Origin of the sequence: Bradyrhizobium septentrionale, assembly GCF_011516645.4 — a bacterium.
In the GTDB taxonomy this organism is placed as follows: domain Bacteria; phylum Pseudomonadota; class Alphaproteobacteria; order Rhizobiales; family Xanthobacteraceae; genus Bradyrhizobium; species Bradyrhizobium septentrionale.
Map to the genome: position 1 here is coordinate 2219032 of NZ_CP088285.1, position 19412 is coordinate 2238443.

Genomic DNA, 19412 nt, shown 5'->3' on the forward strand with positions numbered 1-19412 from the left:
GAGGATCGACTGCCGCTGTTCCGGATTGGGCCGCAAAATCAAGCTGTTTGGGAATTGTCCCCATGCCCAACCTTGGCTTGCACCGGGCGCGCCGATCATTAAATTAGAGCCTGAAATCAGCCCCTTGCCTGCAGAAACGCCCCGCCCATGAGCTATATCGACGCCACCGACACCTCCCTTCGCAAGACCGGCCAGATCAAGCTGCACGGGCAGAGCGGCTTTGCCGGCATGCGCAAGGCGGGCGCGTTGGTGTCGAAATGCCTCGACGCGCTGACCGACCTCGTCAAGCCGGGCGTCCCGACCTCTGATATCGACGAGTTCGTCCGCAAGTTCGCCTTCGACCACGGCGCCTATCCGGCGACGCTGATGTATCGCGGTTATCGCTACTCGACCTGCACCTCGATCAATCACGTGGTCTGCCACGGCATGCCGGGCGACCGCCCGCTGAAGGAAGGCGACATCGTCAATGTCGACGTCACCTTCATCGTCGACGGCTGGTACGGCGATTCCAGCCGGATGTATGCGATCGGCGCCATCGCGCGAAAGGCCGAACGGCTGATCGAGGTGACCTATGAGGCGATGATGCGCGGCATCGCGGCGGTGAAGCCCGGCGCCACCACCGGCGATATCGGTCACGCCATCCAGAGCTATGTCGAACCGCAGGGCATGAGCGTGGTGCGCGATTTCTGCGGCCATGGCCTCGGCCGCCTGTTCCACGACGAACCGAACATCATCCATATCGGCCGCCCCGGCGAGGGCGTGCCGCTGCGGCCCGGCATGTTCTTCACCATCGAGCCGATGATCAATCTCGGCAAGCCGCATGTGAAGATCCTGTCCGACGGCTGGACCGCGGTGACCCGCGACCGTTCGCTGTCCGCGCAGTTCGAGCACTCGGTCGGCGTCACCGCCGACGGCGTCGAGATCTTCACGCTGTCCGAGCGCCATGGCGAGAAGCCGTGGGTTCTGGTGTAACGGGGTTCAAGGTTCAAGTGTAATTGGTCGCGGACTGAGGCCACGGCAGGCCGCATTCTATTTGCTCTCCGTTGCCAGATAGGCGAGCGCGCAGAGCGGCAGCACGCCGCCGATCGCTGCCGCCAGTAGCCACCCACCGGTGGCGTAAGCCCAGCCACCGACGGCCGAGCCGAGCGCACCGGCGACGAAGAACGTCGCCATATAGAGCCCGTTGAGCCGGCTTCGCGCATCTGCGCCGAGCACGAACAGCGCGCGAAAGCCGAGCACCACATTGGCCTGCACGCCGAAATCGATCGCGATCGCTGCGGCGGCAAACAAGGCCAGCGACAGGGTCGAGCCCGGCTCGGTGATCATGGTGAGCGCGAAGCCGATGCTCGCCAGCAGCAGCGCCGCCGCGGTGGCCGGCCGCGTCCAGCCGCGATCCGCGACGCGCCCCGCGAGCGGCGCCGATACGACGCCGGCCGCGCCGACAAGCGCGAACAGCGCGATGCCGGATTGCGAGAATCGGAAGGCGGGTCCGGCAAGGACCAGCGGCATGGTGGTCCAGAACAGGCTGAACGCCGCGAACAGGCTGGCCTGGTAGAGCGCGCGACGCCGCAGCACCGGTGTGGTGCGGGCGAGGTGAACCATCGACCGCAACAATGCGCCATAGCTCAAGCGCGCCTGCGGCATCCGCGTCGGCAGCGTCAGGCGCAGCAGGATCGCGAGCGACACCATCAGCGCGGCCGAGAGCCAATAGACCATGTGCCAGGACGACACCGAGGCGATGAAGCTCGACGCCGGACGCGCCAACATCACCCCGATCATCAGCCCGCTGGTGACGTTGGCGACGACCTGACCCCGGATTCGCGCCGGCGCCAGATGACCGGCATAGGGAATCAGGATCTGCACGGCGACCGACGAGAAGCCAACCGATAGCGCGGCGGCGAGAAATGGCAGCGGATGCCGCGACAGCGCGGCCGCGGCCAGCGCGACGGCGGCAAGGGCAATCACCGTCGAGACCAGCCGGCGGTTCTCGATCAGGTCACCGAGCGGAACAATCAGCAGCAGACCGGCGCCGTAGCCGAGCTGGGTCATGGTCACGAGCAGGCCGGCATGTTCGGGCAGCAAGCCCAGGTCCGCGGCGATCGGCCCCGCCAGCGGCTGGGCATAATAAATGTTGGCGACAACCAGTCCGCAGGACAATGCCAGCAGGAAGGTCAGCCAGGTGGAGACCGAGTCCGGCTCCGGGCCGGCGTCGGATGTGATTGTCGTCATAAGCTCTCCATTTCGGGAACAATCATTTCCTAATTAGCCACGAAGCTCGCCGGCCATTCATGCCAGCAGCCTCATCGCGATCTCGACCGCTGCTGCGGTGTCCGCCGGCGCCCGTCCGGACTTTCCGACCACGCGCAAGCCCTGCGTCAGGCAGACCATCACGCGCGCGGTGTCCTCCGGATTGATCCGGCCCGAGACCGATCCGTCCGCCTGTCCTTGCCGGATCAGATCGGCCAGAAACGCCTCGTTGCGCGCTAGCGTCGCGCCAACACGCGTGGCGACCTCCCGATCGGCGATCGCCAGTTCCACCGCGCTGCCGACGACCATGCAGCCGCGCCGGCCTTCGATCCCCTTCGCCGAATCCATGTAGAAGCCGAGCACCGCGCGCAGCCGCTCGCGCCCCGACCCTCGGGTCCCGGCGATCGATGCAACCTGATCGTTGCGCAGACGCATATAGCGATCGAGCGCCGCCAGGAACACCGCGCGCTTGTCCTTAAACGCCTTGTAGATACTGCCGGACGCGAGCCCCATCGCGTCGGTCAGGTCCTCGATCGAGGTGGCGTTGTAGCCCTGTTCACGAAACACCTTGATGGCCTTGTCGAGCGCCTGGTCCACGTCGAATTCCCGCGGCCGCCCGCGTGGGCGCGCACTCTGCTGCAATCGTTGGACCATGGTCGCCATTCCCCTATTTAGGAAAAGGTTATTCCCTAAATCAATTCACATTTTTGTGCAGCGCGGCAGGCTCAATAATCGCTTCGCGTCCGCTCGACGATCTCCTCGGGCGTGTGGTTTTCGCCGATCGACATCGCGCAGATCCGCGACAAATGCAGATAGGACAGTCCGGTCTCCTCGGCCCAGGCGTTGAATTGCGCCTGCACCTTGGCGAGATCGCGCTTCGACTTGACCTCCTCGGCAATATCGAGGCCGGCATCGCGCAGGCAGGCGACGACGTCGCGCGAGGTGACGAAGCCGTCCCAGCCGAGAAAGCGCAGCAGCATCTGCCCGGTGTTGCCGCCGAGCCGGCTGCCGCGCTTGGTCAGCAGATCAAGCAATCCGACCTCATCCGACGATGGCCAGGCCGCGAGGAATTTGCCGAAGCTGCCGTGCTCGCGCGCGATCTCCTGCACGAAGCGGCCATTGTCGCGCACGGACATGATCTTGGCGCCGTTGCGCACGATCCGGGTGTCGCTGGTCAGCTTCTCCCAGAATTCATCTGATTTGAAGGCGAGCTTGGCGGGCTGAAAGCCGAGGAACGCCTGCTCGAAACCCTCCCATTTGGCGTCGATCACGCTCCAGGCAAAGCCTGCGCAGAACACGCGCCTGGTCATCTCGGCCAGCACGCGGTCGTCGCAGAGCTTTGCCAGCGCTTTGGCGTCCGCCGGCGGCCGCAGCAGTTTCTCCAGTGCCTTCGGCCCGCCCTTGCGCTTCTCAGCGCGCGCGCGGATCACCTTGAACGATGTCACGCCGTCCTCCCCCTTTTCGATCTCGAACCGTTGCAGCGAACGGTAATTCGCCCGTCGCGTCGTGGCAAACCGGGGAAGTGGGCGCCTCACACACGATCGTCGTTCTCGCAAAAGCCAGGACCCATTTGCGGTGTCATCACCCGCGAAAGCGGTGATCCGGTATTCCAGAGACGCCACCGCTTGAATCGAGAAGCTGCGGCGTACTGGATCGCCCGGTGCCGTCTACGCCAAGGCTTCGACGGGGCTTTCGCTCTCAGGCACGCCGAAGCTTTAGCGGAGGCGGCGAGCCGGGCGATGACCGTGGGTTGCATCGCCCCTTGCAAAACCCGGCGAGCACGGCATGGTTGTGGCCGATGCCCGCCAAAGCCAGTGACAGCACCGATCAGCCCGACGAGACGCCGCATTATCACGGTCATCGCGAACGGCTGCGCGAGCGTTTCCATGCGGCGGGGGCCGACGCGCTGACCGACTATGAGCTGCTCGAGATGGCGCTGTTCGCTGCCATCCCGCGCCGCGATACCAAGCCATTGGCCAAGGCGCTGCTGAAGAAGTTCGGCTCCTTCGCCGAGGTCGTGCACGCGCCGGTGGCGCGGCTGCGCGAGGTCGAGGGCATCAAGGACGCCTCGATCAACCAGCTCAAGCTGCTGGCGGCCGCCGCCGGCCGGATCGCCAAGGGCGAGATCAAGCGCAACATCGCGCTGTCGTCCTGGAACGACGTCATCGACTATTGCCGCACCGGCATGGCGTTCGCCGACAAGGAGCAATTCCGCCTGCTGTTCCTCGACAAGCGCAACCAGCTGATCGCCGACGAGGTGCAGCAGACCGGCACCGTCGACCACACCCCGGTCTATCCGCGCGAGGTGATCAAGCGCGCGCTGGAATTGTCGGCGACCGCGCTGATCCTGGTGCACAATCACCCCTCTGGCGACCCGACGCCGTCGCAGGCCGACATCCAGATGACGAAAGCGATCGTCGATATCGCAAAACCGCTCGGCATCGCCGTGCACGACCACATCATCGTCGGCAAGAACGGGCATACGAGCTTCAAGGGGATGCGGCTGATTTAGCATTGCACTCAACAAGCCCCCCGCTGTCGTCCCGGCGAAGGCCGGGACCCATTACCACAGGGGTGAATTGTTGAAGCGGGCTGCGGCCCCAGCATCGCCAACCAACTGATATCTGGGGTTATGGGTCCCGGCCTTCGCCGGGACGACGGTGTTAGTCTGATTCAATGTGAAACAGCTTTTTCGGTGTCATCACCCGCGAAAGCGGGTGATCCAGTATTCCAGAGACAGTCGTGTTTGAACGGATGGGCCTCGGCGTACTGGATCGCCCGGTCAAGCCGGGCGATGACAGCGTGGATGAAGACAAGGCTTCGCATTCTCGCGACATGGTGCGCAATTGGGCACCTGGGAGCATCGCGAAGCAAGGCCCGGAATGACGATGGCGTCATACGAACCACGCGCGATTGCCGCTAGAATACCAATGCAACGTTTTTCGCGCGGCGGCGTTTGTTGCAGGTTGATTTGATGGCATTATTGCAGGGCTGGGGGACCGATGTCCGATTTCGTCGTTGAGGAGGGGCTGCCCTATCCGCTCGGTGCGCATTGGAGCGGCCGCGGCACCAACTTCGCAGTGTTTTCCGCCAATGCCACCAAGGTCGAAATCTGCCTGTTCGACGGCGAACGCGAGACCCACCGCTTCGAGCTGCCCGAATATACCGACCAGGTGTTTCACGGCTTCATCAACGGCGTGCAGCCGGGGACGTTCTACGGCTTTCGCGTCTACGGCCCGTACCAGCCCGACGGCGGCCACCGCTTCAATCCGAACAAGCTGCTGCTCGATCCCTACGCGCGCGCCCATGCCGGCAGCCTGACATGGAATCCGGCGGTGTTCGGCTACAAGATGGAAAGCGGCGACGATCTGACGTTCGACGAGCGCGACAGCGCGCCGTTCATGCCGAAATGCGTCGTGTGCGATCCCAATTTCGACTGGGCCCAGGAGCCGCAACGGCAGGAAGCCCACTGGGACGAGACCGTCGTCTACGAGACCCACGTCAAGGGCTTTACCAAGCAGCATCCCGGCATCCCCGAGAACCTGCGCGGCACCTATGCCGGCCTCGGCTCGAACGCCGCGATCGACTATCTGAAGGCGCTCGGCATCACCTCGGTCGAGCTGCTGCCGGTGCACTCCTTCATCAACGACAGCAATTTGCTGAAAAAGCATCTCACCAATTACTGGGGCTACAACACGATCGGCTTCTTCGCGCCGGACCCGCGCTACGCCGCCGATGTTCCGAACAGCCTGCGCGAATTCAAGGAGATGGTGTCGCGGCTGCATGGCGCCGGCCTCGAGGTGATCCTCGACGTCGTCTACAACCACACCGCCGAAGGCAATGAGCGCGGCCCGACGCTGTCGTTCAAGGGCATCGACAATGCGAGCTACTACCGGCTGTTCCCCGACAAGCGGCGCTACTACATCAACGATACCGGCACCGGCAACACCGTGAACCTGTCGCACCCGCGGGTGATCCAGCTGGTGATGGACAGCCTGCGCTACTGGGCCGGCCACATGCATGTCGACGGCTTCCGCTTCGATCTCGGCACCATCCTGGCGCGCGAGGTCTACGGCTTCGACGAGCAGTCCGGTTTCCTGAAGGCGATGAATCAGGACCCGCTGCTCGCCACCGTCAAGCTGATCGCCGAGCCCTGGGACTGCGGCCCCGGCGGCTATCAGGTCGGCGGCTTTCCGGCGGGCTGGGCGGAATGGAACGACAAGTACCGCAACATTGTGCGCGACTTCTGGCGCGGTGAAGCCACGCCCGGCGCGCTGGCGCCGCGGCTGCTCGGCTCACACGACGTGTTCAACCGCGAGGGACGCCGCACCTGGGCCAGCATCAACTTCATCACCGCCCACGACGGCTTCACGCTGAACGACTGGGCGAGCTACAACTTTAAGCACAACGAGGCCAACGGCGAGAACAACAACGACGGCACCTCCGACAATCATTCCTGGAATTGCGGCACCGAGGGCCCGACCGACAACCCTGATATCCGCAGCCTGCGCGAGCGACAGAAGCGTAACATGCTGGCGACCCTGCTGGCCTCGCAGGGCACGCCGATGCTGCTCGGCGGCGACGAGTTCGGCCGCACCCAGCGCGGCAACAACAACGCCTATTGCCAGGACAACGACATCTCCTGGTTCGACTGGAATTTGTCCGCCGACGCGGAGAAGCAGCTCGCCTTCACCAGGCGGATGATCAAGCTGCGGCGCGATTATCCGATCCTGCGCCGCAGCCGCTTCCTCTCCGGCGATCGCGACGCCGAGCTCAACATCCGCGACGTGGTCTGGATCAGCACGTCAGGCGTCGAGATGACGCAGGCCGACTGGACGACCGGCTGGATCAAATGTTTTGCCGCGCTGCTCGACGGCCGCGCGCGCAAGAGCGCGATCGCACGCGAGGGCGAGGACGACACCGTGCTTGTCATCCTCAACAGCTATGAGGGCGAGGTCGACTTCAAGCTGCCGATGACCGGCGCCGGCGCGCACTGGTCTCTGCTGCTCGATACCAGCGCGCCGGAGCAAGCGGCGGGCGCGCAATTCGCGTTCGACAGCACCTACAAGGTGACGGACCGCTCGTTCGTGCTGCTCACGACCGGTGAGGTGAAATAGCCCTGTAGGGCGGATGAGCGAAGCGACATCCGGGAACCGTGCGTCGCCCCCCATGTCGCTTCGCTCATGCGGGCTACGAAGCTGCTGACGCGGCCAGCCGCTACGCTTCATCCAGGTCCGCCTTCTCCTTCCCCCTGAAAGGGGGAAGATCGGGATGGGGGTCTGCCAAAGGCGACGCTCTCAGCGGGGAGAGCAGATCCCCACCCGCTTTGCTCTGCCGAGCAAAGCGAGCGGTGCGCCTTCCTTCAAACCGTGCACGCCTGCACGATCTTCGGCAGAAAGCTCTGGCAAAAATCCAGATAGGTTCTGACGATGGTCGATTGGTGACGATGCGGCGGATAGAGCAGGTTGAGCGACCACTCCGGCAGCGGATGCTGCGGCAGCAATCGGACCAGGCGCTTCTCGCGGATCGGCGCCGCCGCAAGGAACGGCGGCAGCTCGGTGACCACATCGCCACGCAGCGCGCGCCTGCACAAATGCTCGTAGTCGTTGGTGGCCAGCACCGCCCTGGGCTCCACAACATGCCCGCCCAAGTCCCAGCGCGCCTGCTCATCGATGCGCGAGGCCCATGTCGCGCATGGCAGATCATGCAGCGCATCCGGATGTCCGGGCACCCCGAGGCGCTTCACCAGTTGCGGGCTGGCCACGAGGATATTGCGGGACGAAAGCAGGTGTCGCGCCACCATGGCCTCGTGAACGATCGCACCGACACGAAGCGCGACATCGATGCCGTCCTCGACCAGGTCGACGCGACGCTCGGTCGTGTAGAGGTAAATCTCGATATCGGGATAGCGCCGCTGGAACGCGGCCAGCAGCTCCCACCACGGCTCGAACGTCGGCGGCAATGACAGCCGCAAGCGTCCTTTCAGATGAGCCTGGTCGTTCACGACCACCTGCTCGGCCTCGAGCAGCGTCTCGATCCCGCGGCCGGCATGTTCGTAAAGCCTGGCGCCGGCGTCGGTGAGCCTGGCGCCGCGCACCGAGCGCTCAAGCAACTGGACCTTGAGCTGCCGCTCCAGATCGCGGATGCGGCGGCTCAATGTCGGCAGCGGCATTGCAAGGCGCGTGGCTGCCGCGGACAGGCTGCCCGCCTGCACGACCGCAACAAACATCCTGACGGCGTTGAGATCCATCCGGCATTCCTACCATATTCGGTAGGATGTCTGCCAATCTTGGTCATTCATTTTCGTATTTGGATGGACTACCAGCTCGCGCGGACAGGACCTCATCCGGAGCCCCTATGAAAACGAACATCGTGGCAGCCATGTCATTTGCATTGGCGGGAACCATCGCGTCCGCACAAACACCACCATCGGCCCCGCAGCGCGTCACCATCGACACCTACAACCGCGCGCAGACCGATACCTACTTCGCCGGGGTAGCCGGCAGCGGCGGCTACGGAAAATTCCGCCATGGCCGCGAGCTTGCTGCTCCGGTGCAGCAGGGCATCGTCCGCCCCAACCGCGACACGCTGTACTCGCTTGCGGTGTTCGATCTCGACGCCGGACCGGTGACCATCGAGCTGCCCGGCGGCGCCAGGCGTTTCATGGCAATGCAAATCGTCAATGAAGACCAGTACACCCTTGCGGTCCATTACGGCGCCGGCCGCCACACCCTGACCCGCGAGGCGGTCGGAACGCGCTACGCCGTAGCGGTCGTCCGCTTCCAGGTCGATTTTGCGAACGCCGAGGAGGTCAGGCAGGTTCACGCCCTGCAGGACGCGGTCAAGGCCAGCCAGGACCGGCCCGGCGCATTCGAGATCCCGAACTGGGATGCGACAAGCCTGAAGACGGTGAAAGCCGCGCTGATGCAGCTTGGCGCCACGGTCTCCGATACGCGGCGGATGTTCGGCGCCAACGCGCATCAGGTCGATCCGGTGCGACACCTGATCGGAAGCGCGATGTTGTGGGGCGGCAATCCGGAGCAGGACGCGCTTTATCTTCCGATCACGCCCGCGCGCAACGACGGCGGCACCATCTACCGGCTGACGGTCAGGGATATCCCGGTCGATGGTTTCTGGTCGCTTACCGTCTACAACAGTGAAGGCTATCTGCAACCGAACCCGGCCAATGCCTATGCGGTGAACAGCATCACCGCGAAGCAAGCTTCCGATGGCGCGGTCACCATCCAGTTCGGCGGCTGCGATGGCAAGGTCGCCAACTGCCTGCCGATCGCGCCGGGGTGGAATTACACGGTACGGCTGTTCCAACCGCGCGCCGAGATCCTTGACGGCAGCTGGAAATTTCCCGAGGCGCAGCCTGCGGACTGAGCCGCGTCCGGTGCCGCGATCCTCCACCCAAGGTCCCTCCCCGCGACCCCGCCGGCCAATTGACATTCGGCCGCGGGGTGCCAGACTTTGGCAAAAATACAGGGTGGAGACCTCTGGATGGCCAATCTTTCGGCCTCAAATCACGTCGCCCGTGTTTTATCGGCGGCCAATCAGGTGGCCGGCGTCGACACCGAGACGCGGATTGCCGCGTCCTGGCGGCGCTGCCTGGTCAATCACAACCTTGATCCGGCCCGGCGCGGGCCGCCGCAGACGCTCACCGAAGCCGAGGTCCGGCACATCGCCGAACCGATGGAGGACCTGATCCAGGTCGCGATCCCAGAGATCGAGGACCTCGCCCGCGTACTCAACGACTCCGGCTACTGCGTCAACCTCGCCGACCCCAACGCCACCATGCTCGTGAGCCGGCTGCCCGAGGGCGATTACGCGCGGATGTTCCTGGAATGGAAGATCTACACCGGCTCGAACTTCGCCGAGACGTTCGAAGGCACCAACGGGCTCGGCACCGCGCTCGCCGAGCAGCGGCCGATTCTGGTGCATGGCGACGAGCATTTCCGCGAGCAGTGGCACATGTTCACCTGCGCGGTGTCGCCGCTGTTCGATCATGCCGGGCGGCTCGCCGGCGCCGTCAACATCTCGTCGTGCCGCAGCGATCTCGGCCGCAGCGCGCATGAGCTGGCGCTGGCCGTGACCACGGAGGCGACGCGGCGGATCGAGCAGTCGTTCTTCCGCCGGCGCTACCGCGCCTCCTGGATCGCGACCCTGCCCGGCGACGGGCATGGCATGCTCGCCTATGACGACGACCGCCGCGTGGTCGGCGCCTGCCGCACCGCGCGCGGCGTGTTTGGACTGACCGATGCCATGATCGACGACGGCATCGAGCTGTCGCGTCTGATCCAGCTCGACGATCGCGCGACGCGCACCCCGGACGAGCTCGTTGCGTTGCGCCGGGCCGACGGCACGCCGTGGGGACGCGGCCATCTGGCGCCGCCGGTGCGGGCGCGTTCGCTGCGGCCTCTGCCGACACAGCCGCGTGAAAAACCAGCCGGGCAGTTCGGCGGGCTGCACAGGCTCGCCGGCCGCGATCCCGTGCTGATCAAGGGCGTGAAGCGGCTGATGACGGTCGGCAATCTCGATCTGCCGATCCTGCTGCGTGGCGAGACCGGCGCCGGCAAGGACGTGTTCGCGCGCGCCATCCACGCCGCCAGCAGTCGCGCCGGCCGCAACTATGTCGCGCTGAACTGCGCGGCGATGCCGGAGAGCCTGATCGACGCCGAGCTGTTCGGCTACGAGGCCGGCGCCTTCACCGGCGCGCGGCGCGAGGGATCGAAGGGGCTGATCGTGCAGGCGAGCGGCGGCACGCTGTTCCTCGACGAGATCGGCGACATGCCGCTGGCGTTGCAGACGCGGCTGCTGCGCGTGCTGGAAAATCGCGAGGTCTGGCCGCTCGGCGCGTTGAAGCCGGTTGCGGTCGACATCCGCCTGATCAGCGCCACCCATCGCGATCTGGCGCAGATGGCCGAAGACGGCAGCTTCCGCTCCGACCTGTATTACCGGCTGCGCGGCATGGAGGTCCGGCTGCCGGCGTTGCGCGAGCGTGCTGATCGGAAAGACGTCATCGCGCAGATCGCCGACGAGGAGGCGCCGCATTGTCGTATCTCAGCTGACGCCTGGGCGCAGCTGATGGCCTATCCGTTCCCCGGCAACATGCGCCAGCTCCGCCATGTGCTGCGGCTCGCCGGCGCCACCGCCGAAAGCGGCGTCATCACCGAGGCCGATCTCGATTTGCCACCGTTCGGCGCACGGAGCGCCGAGGCGGATCATGCGGGAGGCGAGCGCGCGATGATCGTGGAGGCGCTGCGCGCCAGCGGCGGTCGCGTGACCGAGGCGGCGAAGGCGCTCAGGCTCAGCCGCGCCACGTTGTACCGAAAGATCAAGACGTTAGAGATCGAGCTCGAGGGCTAGACGAGGATATGCTCGTTCCGGGTCTCGTCGCGCAGTCGTGTTCCGGCCGTGCCGGGAAAGGTGCTATCCTGCAGCTTTCATGCAACGCCATGGAGCGGGTCCCATGACACGGTTTCCCCTCGCTGTGGTCGTTGGCCTGGTTGCCGCGACCATTTCGCAGCCTGCTGCCTCACATTCCGAAGACCAACGATTGGGCAAAGTGCATTTTGCGACATCCTGCAAGCCGGAGGCGCAGGAGCTGTTCGATCGCGCCATGCTGTATCAGCATTCGTTCTGGTACAGCGCATCGCGCCGCACCTTCGAGGAGGTGCTCGAGGCCGACCCGCAATGCGCCATCGCCTATTGGGGCATCGCGCTCAGCTATCTGTACAATCCGCATGCGCCACCGCCGCCGGACAACCTGCCGCTCGGTCTCGCAGCCGTGAAGAAAGGCCAGGCGCTGGGTGCGCAGACGCCGCGCGAGCAAGAATACATCAATGCGATCGCCGCGATGTATGTCGACTATGACAAGGTCGATCACCGCGCCCGCGTACAGCGATTCCTCGCCGCCGAAGAGCAGGTCGCGACCCACTATGCCGACGATGACGAGGCGCAGATCGCCTATGCGATCACGCTCAATGTCGCGGCGTCCCCGACCGACAAGACCTATGCCAACCAGCTGAAAGGCGCGGCACTGCTCGAGCCGATCTTCAAGCGCCAGCCCGAGCACCCGGGCGTCGCGCATTATCTGATCCATCTCTACGACTATCCGACGCTGGCGGAGAAAGGCCTCGACGCGGCGATGCGCTATGCCAAGATCGCGGCCCGCGCGCCGCATGCCCAGCACATGCCGTCGCACATCTTCACCCGCGTCGGCTACTGGAAGGAATCGATCGCCTCGAACAAGGAATCCGCGCGCATCGCCAAGGAAGACGGTGAACAGCAGGATCAGGCGCATGCGATGGACTATCTGGTCTATGCCTATCTGCAGCTCGGCCAGGACAAGGAGGCGCGCGCGGTGGTCGACGAACTCGGCAAGCTCGAGTTCAAGCTCGATCGGTTCGCAGGCCCCTACGCGGTGGCGGCAAGCCAGGCCCGCTATGTGTTCGAACGCGGCGACTGGAAGGCGGCTGCCGCACTTGAAGTGCGTCCGACCAAGTACGCCTATGCGGATGCCATCACCTATTTTGCCCGCGCGGTCGGCGCCGCGCGCTCCGGTGATCCGGCGGCGGCCAAGGCCGATATCGCGCAGCTCGTCGCGTTGCGCGACAAGCTCAAGGACGCAAAGGACGCCTATTGGTCCAACATCGTCGACATCCAGCAGCAGATCGCGAGCGCCTGGGTGCTGTACGCCGAAGGCAAATTTGACGAGGCGCTCAGCGCGATGAATGCCGCAGCAGAAGCGGAAGACAAGACCGAGAAGCATCCCGTCACCCCGGGACCGCTGGCGCCGGCGCGCGAGCTCTACGCGGCGATGCTGCTCGATCGCGGCAAGGCGAAGGAGGCGTTGGCCGCCTATGAGGCCGTGCTCAAGAAGGAGCCCAATCGGCTGGCGGCCTATCTCGGCATGATCAAGAGCGCCAAGGCCTCCGGCGATCAGGCCAAGACCCAGGAATGCGCGGTGCAGATCGCCCGGCTCACTGCGGATTCCGACGTATCGAGGCCGGAGCTGATCGAATTGCGCCAGACAACCGGAAGCAAGCTCTGATGCTGCGGACACCATGGCGCAACAATGGATGGCGCAACGGTGCGGCGGCGCTGCTCGGCGCCGTCGGACTATCGCTGTGCCATGTGCCGCCGCTCGGCGCGATGGAGATCCTCGGTCAGGCCGGCGTGCTCGGCGAATGGGAGCTGACCGGGCATCTCACTGAAAGCGAACCCGGCGCACGAAAACAATTCTCCGGACCGCTGAAGATGAAGCATGTCGGAATCTGCACCCAGGACGGACCGGAGGAGCGGGCCGGAGAGATCAGGCTGCAACTCGCGGGGCCGGATTCGCAGGTGACGGCGGAGCTGGTGCTGGACGGCGCGCCCTGCACCTACAGCGCCCGCAAGACGCATGCCTATGAGGGAACGCTGTCGTGCGCGGGGCGCGCGCCGGTCCCGCTGATGGTGTGGCTCAAGTAGCCGTTGCTGGATCGCCCCTCGCGCCACAGTCGAAGCGCTTGCGCTATGGTGACGGATCAGCCGCGGCGCTTTTTCTTTCCCTTCTTTCCGGATGCCTTCGTCGACCATTCGGTCACCCCAGTCGGCGGTCCGGCATGTCCGGACTTGTCCCGATGCTTCTTTCTCTTATCCCGCGCCGGCTCGCCGCCGAACTTCGCGCCGCCGTCGCGATAAGGCTTGCCGCGGTGTTTTGGTCCGGCCGCCTCGCGCGCCTCGTCACCATGACGAACACCGCCATCCGCGTCGACCGCCTCGCGCCGGGGCGCGTGTGATCGCTTGTCGGACGCCGCCTGCCCCTGCGGCGCGCCGGTGAGCGGCTCGATGCGGATGCTGTCTTCCTTGTCCGGACGCTGGATCTTGACGGCGAAGGATTCGGCGACCCGCTCCGAAATCTCGAACTCGGTCGTTGTATCCATGATCCTGATGGCGCCGATGTCGCGCTTGTCGATGCCGCCGCGACGGCAGATCATCGGCAACAGCCAGCGCGCTTCCGCATTCTTCTTTCGTCCGATCGCCGCCCGGAACCAGACGCTGGCTTCAGCCATGCCGTGGCGCGACGATGATGTTCCGCTCTTCGATCGGGCTCGCGCAGGCCGGTCATCACCGCGTGAACTGCGCGGATCGTCCCGGCCGCGATCGTCGCGCGATCGGCCCTTGCCCTCGCCGGGATCGCTGATGTCCTCGGGCGACGGAAGCCGCGCACGATAGAGCCGCGCCAGCGCCGCGGCGATCTCCTCCGGCGAGCGCTCGGCGAGCAATGCCTGCGCCAGCACCAGATCGTCGGGGCTCGACTCCTCGGTGAGCACCGCATCCTTCAGCATGCGTTCGTGATCGAGCTTGCGAATCTCATCCGGCTGCGGCGCGGTGCCCCAGACCGCATCGATGCCGGACAGATTGAGCAGCAATTCCGCACGCCGTCGACGCGCCGGCGGCACCAGCAGGACGCTGACGCCCTTGCGGCCGGCACGGCCGGTGCGGCCCGAGCGATGCTGCATGACCTCCGCGTCATTGGGCAGATCCGCATGGATCACGAGGTCGAGGCTCGGCAGGTCGATGCCGCGCGCCGCCACGTCGGTCGCCACGCAGACGCGGGAGCGGCCGTCGCGCAACGCCTGCAGCGCCTGGGTGCGCTCGTTCTGGGTCAATTCGCCCGACAGTGCGACCACGGAGAACCCGCGCTCCAGCAGCGCGGACTGCAAATGCCTGACGGCTTCGCGGGTGTTGCAGAACACCAGCGCGCTCGGCGCGTCGAAAAAGCGCAACACGTTGACGACCGCGTGCTCGACATCCCCCGCAGCGATCCGGATCGCGCGGTAGTCGATGTCGGCATGACCACCCTCGTCGCCCGCGACCTCGATCCGGAACGCCTGCTGCTGATACTGCTTCGCCAGCGCGACGATGCCGCGCGGGAACGTCGCCGAGAACAGCAAGGTGCGCCGCGCCTCCGGCGTGGCCTCGAGGATGAACTCCATATCCTCGCGAAACCCGAGATTGAGCATCTCGTCGGCTTCGTCGAGCACGACAGCCTTCAATTCCGAGGTGTCGAGGTGGCCGCGGCGCAGGTGGTCGCACAGCCGGCCGGGCGTCCCAACGACGATATGCGCGCCGGCGGCAAGCTCGCGCTGCTCGCGGCGCGGATCCATGCCGCCAACGCAGGAGACGACGCGTCCATCGGCATATTGATAGAGCCATGCGAGCTCGCGGTGGACCTGCAAAGCAAGCTCGCGCGTCGGCGCGACGATCAGGGCCAGCGGCGCCGCCGCCCGTTCGAACCGCTCGGCGCCGTCCAGCAGATCGGTTGCGATCGCAAGCCCGTAGGCGACGGTCTTGCCAGAGCCGGTCTGGGCCGAAACCAAGAGGTCGCGGCCGACGGCTTCGTCGGCAAGCACGGCGACCTGAACGGGGGTCGGCTGATCGTAGCTGCGCTCGGCGAGGGCCCGGGCGAGCGGCGGGCTGGTTGTCGAAAATGACACGAGAAGGGAAATCCTGGTTGGCGCAGAACGCCGCGCCCGGCGGCGTCGAGCCGCGAGGTCCGGCAGGCGGCACGGCCGCGCGTGGCGATGGTGATTTCGGCTGCTTTACGCCAAGCGCGGGCAAATCACCATGCCCATGGACCGCAAATTGGGCCGCAAATGCGGCGCCCGGGCCAGATTTGATCCCGTCACGTGCCCCGGAGGACGATCAGCCCCCCGGCCGCGAGCGGCGCAGCCATTCGTTCAGGTCGATGCGGCCGAGGCGGGCCTCGCCCAGCGGCACCAGCGAGTGCTGCTCGACCCGGCCGCCCCAATAGAGCGCCTCAGGGTCCTTGATCACCTCGCGCGGGTCGCCGACGGCCTTCAGGTAGCGGGCCACGATTTCGTTGAACGGCGCGCGGTCCGGACCTGCGATCTCGACGATGCCGTTGCGCGGGGCCTCGAGCGCCACATCGGCCACCATGGCCGACACGTCCTCCGCCGCGATCGGTTGGAACAGGCCGGATGACAGCCTGACCGCCTTGCCATCTCCACCCGCATCGGCAATGGCGCCGACGAATTCCATGAACTGCGTCGCGCGGATGATGGTGTAGGGAATGCCGGAGGCCTCGATCAGCTTCTCCTGGGCCACCTTGGCGCGGAAGTAGCCGTTCTCGGGCGTCCGGTCGGTGCCGACGATCGAGAGCGCGACATGATGCCGGACACCGGCCGGCTTCTCCGCTGCCAGAAGGTTGCGGCCGGAGGTCTCGAAGAATTCCATCACCGCCTTGTTCTCGAACGATGGCGAATTGGCGAGGTCGATCACGACACTCGCGCCCGCCAGCGCCTGGTTGAGCCCCTCGCCGGTGATGGTGTTGATGCCGTTCTTGGGCGAGGCGGCGACGACGTCATGGCCGCGCTGGCGCAGAATGGTAACGGTCTTTGAGCCGATTAATCCAGTACCGCCGATCACAACGATCTTCATGGTGATCCTCCTTGTCCGGTGACGGCAATCGTCATGGGTACGTCGATCCGCAGAAGCTTCGATGATCGTCGCGCGCCCCGGGCCGACCACGGCAACGGGGAGAACGATTGGTGAGTTTGCGCTACTCCCTCGATCGCTCCCTCGCACGCAACCACACTATAGCATGCTACGGGCTGTTCTGATGCGCGGAACCTGTCTTCGGATGCGCACGAGCCGTTGGCGGGCTACGCTTGCTGAACCTTTTACTGTCGCGTAGACTAATATCTGCGTTCCAGCCGGCGTGCTGGGGCACCGAAAGCTTCGGCCGCTGCCGGAATATCACCGCGGGCTTTCTTTCGTGTTGCAACGCAAATGCTGGGCATGACGTATAGCCCGCTGTGCACTCCTTGATTTGATTTCAGCAAACGCAGGAGGAGTCTATGCGGAATTTTATCACCTTTTTCGTTTCCAGCGTGGCAATCGTTGTTGCGGCGTCAACCGCCGTAGCGGGTGAGAAGGTGCTCGAGTTCAAGCTCGTCACCAAGCCGATCGACGTCAAGGTCATCGAGGCAGCAAACGTCGAAGGGCAGACGGTCGTTTCCGGCAAATTCTTTGGTGTCGCCGTCTTCAATGATGGCCGTATCGGGGTGAAAGAGTTCGTCCATTCAGGAGACATGCTGAAGGGCTCGGGCGCCTATTACGGTTACAGCACCTACACGTTCGAGGATGGCGCGATCACGGCGCGTTACACCGGCGCGATCAAAGACGGAAAATCAAATGGCGAATATACGATCCTTTCGGGCACGGGCGCCTATGCGAACGCGACGGGCACGGGAACGATCGAAAGCGCGCCGAACCCGTTCAAGGGCGTCAACCTCCTGAACATCAAACTGGTCGTGAGAACGCCGGGGTCATAGCAGCGCAACGTCCGCAGGACCACAGCACGCCTCACATGGGCGTTGGCCCGGCCGGCGGTCGCATGGCCGCGCCGGGCCCACGCCATCAAACGCGGCGTGAGGCGGACCAAGCCCGTTGGAGTCAACTCGCTGCCCTCTCGATAATCTGGCGATGTGACGAAGAGCAGCGCCAGCTTGATCAGCATTGCATACCTCGCGGTCGGCGCGGCGAAAGACGCCGCGGATAGCCCGTGTTCAAGCTCTGCTGCGGCCGGCTCACCATGACAGTGACAGCGGCTTGCCCTTTTCAAGCCGGGTTAGACGGCTCGCCAGATTGAACTTGGTGAAGACATCCAGAAGCTGGTCCTGGCTTTCGCGCAGATGGCCCCAACCTTCGTTGTGGACCGCGACAAGTGCTGCGTCGGGAAAGGCGTGTGCAGCCTCCAGAGCATCCTCGCTGCCCATCGTCATATGGAAACGCCCACGGGGCTCTGCGGCGCCCGTGAACAGCACGACGAGCTTGGGCGAAAAACGCTTCGCGACGTCGGCGGTGCCTTCGAACCAAAGCGTATCGCCGGTGACGTAAAGCAGGTCTCCCGGCTGCTCGATGCCGAGCGCGAAGCCAACCACATCACCGGCGTCAACCCCGACAGGTCCATGGCGGGCCGGCGTCGCGGTCACCAACAGCTTCTTGCGATCATGACGCTCGAGGACGCGGGTCTCGAATGGAGCGAGGCCGATTGCGTTGCCGCCGAGACGCTGCACGCCGGAATCCGTCGTGTAGGTTATGCCGGCGTGCGGAAGAAGCGCGCGGCCGGCATTGTCGAGATTGTCGAAGTGGTGGTCGTGACTGAGCAGGACTGCGTCGAGCTTGCCGATCCGTTCGACTGAAAGGGCCGGACCGTCCGTCTTCCTGTGCTTCACCGGGCTGTACGGTCCCTGATACTCATCGGGAGGGCCGAACTGAAGCTGTGTGCCTGCAAACTCGCGCACGACCCGCCGGCACGCGAACTTTGGCTCGTCACCAGGCGCCGCGACCGGAATGACCCTCTTGTCAGCAGTGTTGCCCGGCATCTCGCGGACATCTTCGCCAATTCGCGCGCGCTGTTCGAGGATTAGGCTGGCGGCGGAGCTGCAGGTCTCAGCCAAGCGAATTGCCGTCAGGCGAGATTGGCCGGACGCAGACCATCAAGAAATGCGGGTGGAAGGCGTTAAGCGCAAGCCTTAGGAAAACTCGTTCCAGCTCACGCGCCGCGCGTCGAGGTCGCCGAGTACGACCGGATCATGGATGTTGCGTACGCTCTGGAAGCCAGAGCGCAGATAGATCAGCGGATCGACCGTGGTCGCGGCGCGGACATGCTGGACTTCGCCGATGAAGACCGAATGGGTCTTGGTCTCGAGCTCCTGCGTCAGCACGCAGTCGAATGCCGCGACGGCATCCTCCAGCACCGGGGCGCCGGTCGCGCCCGTGGTCCAGCGGCCGAACGCAAAGCGGTCATCGCCGTTGACGCCCTTCTGGCCGGAGAAGGTCAGCGCCAGCATCGCGTGGTCTTCGTTCAGGAAGTTGATGACGAAATGGCGCTCCTCGCGGATCCGTGTATGCGCGCTGGCGTTACGGTTAACGCAGACCAAGACCGAGGGCGGATTGTCCGAGAGCGAGCAGGCCGAGGTCACCGTCAGGCCGGTGCGCTGGCCCGGCTCGCGGCCGACCGTCACCAGCGCCACCGCGCCCGCGCAATGGCGCATCGCCTGCTTGAAACTCTGTGCGTCGACCGTCATGCCCTGACCCTGAACCGATAAAATCCCCTTCAAGATATGCGACGCGGGGTGCGAGGCAAG

General features: G+C 65.0%; 17 protein-coding genes. 9 read left to right on the forward strand and 8 right to left on the reverse strand.

The window, feature by feature from the left end; all coding sequences use genetic code 11:
* The first annotated feature begins 147 nt into the window (after positions 1 to 147).
* On the forward strand, positions 148 to 972 hold the full coding sequence (map, locus tag HAP48_RS12390; protein WP_166213566.1) for a type I methionyl aminopeptidase: 825 nt from the start codon (positions 148 to 150) through the stop codon (positions 970 to 972).
* A 57-nt stretch (positions 973 to 1029) separates the two neighbouring features.
* On the opposite strand, the gene HAP48_RS12395 is transcribed toward map, so the two are convergent.
* The 3 genes from HAP48_RS12395 to HAP48_RS12405 form a co-directional block, all read right to left on the reverse strand.
* The gene (locus HAP48_RS12395; protein ID WP_166213565.1) at positions 1030 to 2229 is read right to left on the reverse strand and encodes an MFS transporter; all 1200 of its coding nucleotides are present in this window, start codon (positions 2227 to 2229) and stop codon (positions 1030 to 1032) included.
* A gap of 57 nt (positions 2230 to 2286) precedes the next feature.
* Complete coding sequence (locus HAP48_RS12400; RefSeq protein ID WP_224497031.1) at positions 2287 to 2844, reverse strand: TetR/AcrR family transcriptional regulator; 558 nt, start codon at positions 2842 to 2844, stop codon at positions 2287 to 2289.
* Between the two features lie 128 nt (positions 2845 to 2972).
* Complete coding sequence (locus HAP48_RS12405) at positions 2973 to 3692, reverse strand: DNA-3-methyladenine glycosylase I (protein ID WP_166213563.1); 720 nt, start codon at positions 3690 to 3692, stop codon at positions 2973 to 2975.
* 353 nt (positions 3693 to 4045) lie between these two features.
* On the opposite strand from HAP48_RS12405, the gene radC reads away from it, so the two are divergent.
* The 3 genes from radC to glgX all read left to right on the forward strand — a co-directional run bounded on the left by radC (position 4046) and on the right by glgX (position 7364).
* Entirely contained in the window at positions 4046 to 4759 is a 714-nt protein-coding gene (gene radC, locus HAP48_RS12410) for a RadC family protein (protein WP_166213562.1), read from the forward strand.
* A gap of 230 nt (positions 4760 to 4989) precedes the next feature.
* Entirely contained in the window at positions 4990 to 5133 is a 144-nt protein-coding gene (locus tag HAP48_RS12415) for a hypothetical protein (protein ID WP_166213561.1), read from the forward strand.
* A 116-nt stretch (positions 5134 to 5249) separates the two neighbouring features.
* Positions 5250 to 7364, forward strand: a complete 2115-nt coding sequence (gene glgX, locus HAP48_RS12420) for a glycogen debranching protein GlgX (RefSeq protein ID WP_166213560.1) — start codon at positions 5250 to 5252, stop codon at positions 7362 to 7364.
* Positions 7365 to 7609: 245 nt separating this feature from the next.
* On the opposite strand, the gene HAP48_RS12425 is transcribed toward glgX, so the two are convergent.
* On the reverse strand, positions 7610 to 8497 hold the full coding sequence (locus tag HAP48_RS12425) for a LysR family transcriptional regulator (RefSeq protein ID WP_166213559.1): 888 nt from the start codon (positions 8495 to 8497) through the stop codon (positions 7610 to 7612).
* A 107-nt stretch (positions 8498 to 8604) separates the two neighbouring features.
* Between HAP48_RS12425 and HAP48_RS12430 the strand changes: the two genes are divergently transcribed.
* The 4 genes from HAP48_RS12430 (at position 8605) to HAP48_RS12445 (ending at position 13722) form a co-directional block, all read left to right on the forward strand.
* Positions 8605 to 9633, forward strand: coding sequence for a DUF1254 domain-containing protein (locus tag HAP48_RS12430; protein WP_166213558.1), 1029 nt, complete (start codon positions 8605 to 8607; stop codon positions 9631 to 9633).
* Between the two features lie 117 nt (positions 9634 to 9750).
* Positions 9751 to 11616: a sigma-54-dependent Fis family transcriptional regulator gene (locus HAP48_RS12435; protein ID WP_166213557.1), complete on the forward strand. Its 1866-nt coding sequence runs from the start codon at positions 9751 to 9753 to the stop codon at positions 11614 to 11616.
* Positions 11617 to 11719: 103 nt separating this feature from the next.
* Positions 11720 to 13303 (forward strand): tetratricopeptide repeat protein, encoded by a 1584-nt coding sequence (locus HAP48_RS12440; protein ID WP_166213556.1) that lies wholly within the window; start codon positions 11720 to 11722, stop codon positions 13301 to 13303.
* Positions 13303 to 13722, forward strand: coding sequence for a hypothetical protein (locus tag HAP48_RS12445; protein WP_166213555.1), 420 nt, complete (start codon positions 13303 to 13305; stop codon positions 13720 to 13722). The genes HAP48_RS12440 and HAP48_RS12445 overlap by 1 nt, the downstream gene beginning before the upstream one ends.
* Before the next feature lie 56 nt (positions 13723 to 13778).
* Here the strand turns inward: HAP48_RS12445 and HAP48_RS12450 are convergent, their stop codons facing one another.
* Both HAP48_RS12450 and HAP48_RS12455 read right to left on the reverse strand, forming a co-directional pair.
* Positions 13779 to 15734, reverse strand: a complete 1956-nt coding sequence (locus HAP48_RS12450) for a DEAD/DEAH box helicase (protein ID WP_166213554.1) — start codon at positions 15732 to 15734, stop codon at positions 13779 to 13781.
* Positions 15735 to 15942: 208 nt separating this feature from the next.
* On the reverse strand, positions 15943 to 16698 hold the full coding sequence (locus tag HAP48_RS12455; RefSeq protein WP_176399266.1) for an SDR family oxidoreductase: 756 nt from the start codon (positions 16696 to 16698) through the stop codon (positions 15943 to 15945).
* A 419-nt stretch (positions 16699 to 17117) separates the two neighbouring features.
* Here HAP48_RS12455 and HAP48_RS12460 point away from each other — a divergent pair, with 419 nt between their 5' ends.
* Positions 17118 to 17594, forward strand: a complete 477-nt coding sequence (locus tag HAP48_RS12460) for a hypothetical protein (RefSeq protein WP_166213553.1) — start codon at positions 17118 to 17120, stop codon at positions 17592 to 17594.
* A gap of 255 nt (positions 17595 to 17849) precedes the next feature.
* Here HAP48_RS12460 and HAP48_RS12465 read toward each other — a convergent pair whose 3' ends face one another.
* Together HAP48_RS12465 and HAP48_RS12470 are read right to left on the reverse strand one after the other, a co-directional pair.
* Positions 17850 to 18722, reverse strand: coding sequence for an MBL fold metallo-hydrolase (locus HAP48_RS12465; RefSeq protein WP_224497032.1), 873 nt, complete (start codon positions 18720 to 18722; stop codon positions 17850 to 17852).
* A 75-nt stretch (positions 18723 to 18797) separates the two neighbouring features.
* Positions 18798 to 19352: a flavin reductase family protein gene (locus tag HAP48_RS12470; protein WP_166213552.1), complete on the reverse strand. Its 555-nt coding sequence runs from the start codon at positions 19350 to 19352 to the stop codon at positions 18798 to 18800.
* Positions 19353 to 19412: the final 60 nt, after the last annotated feature.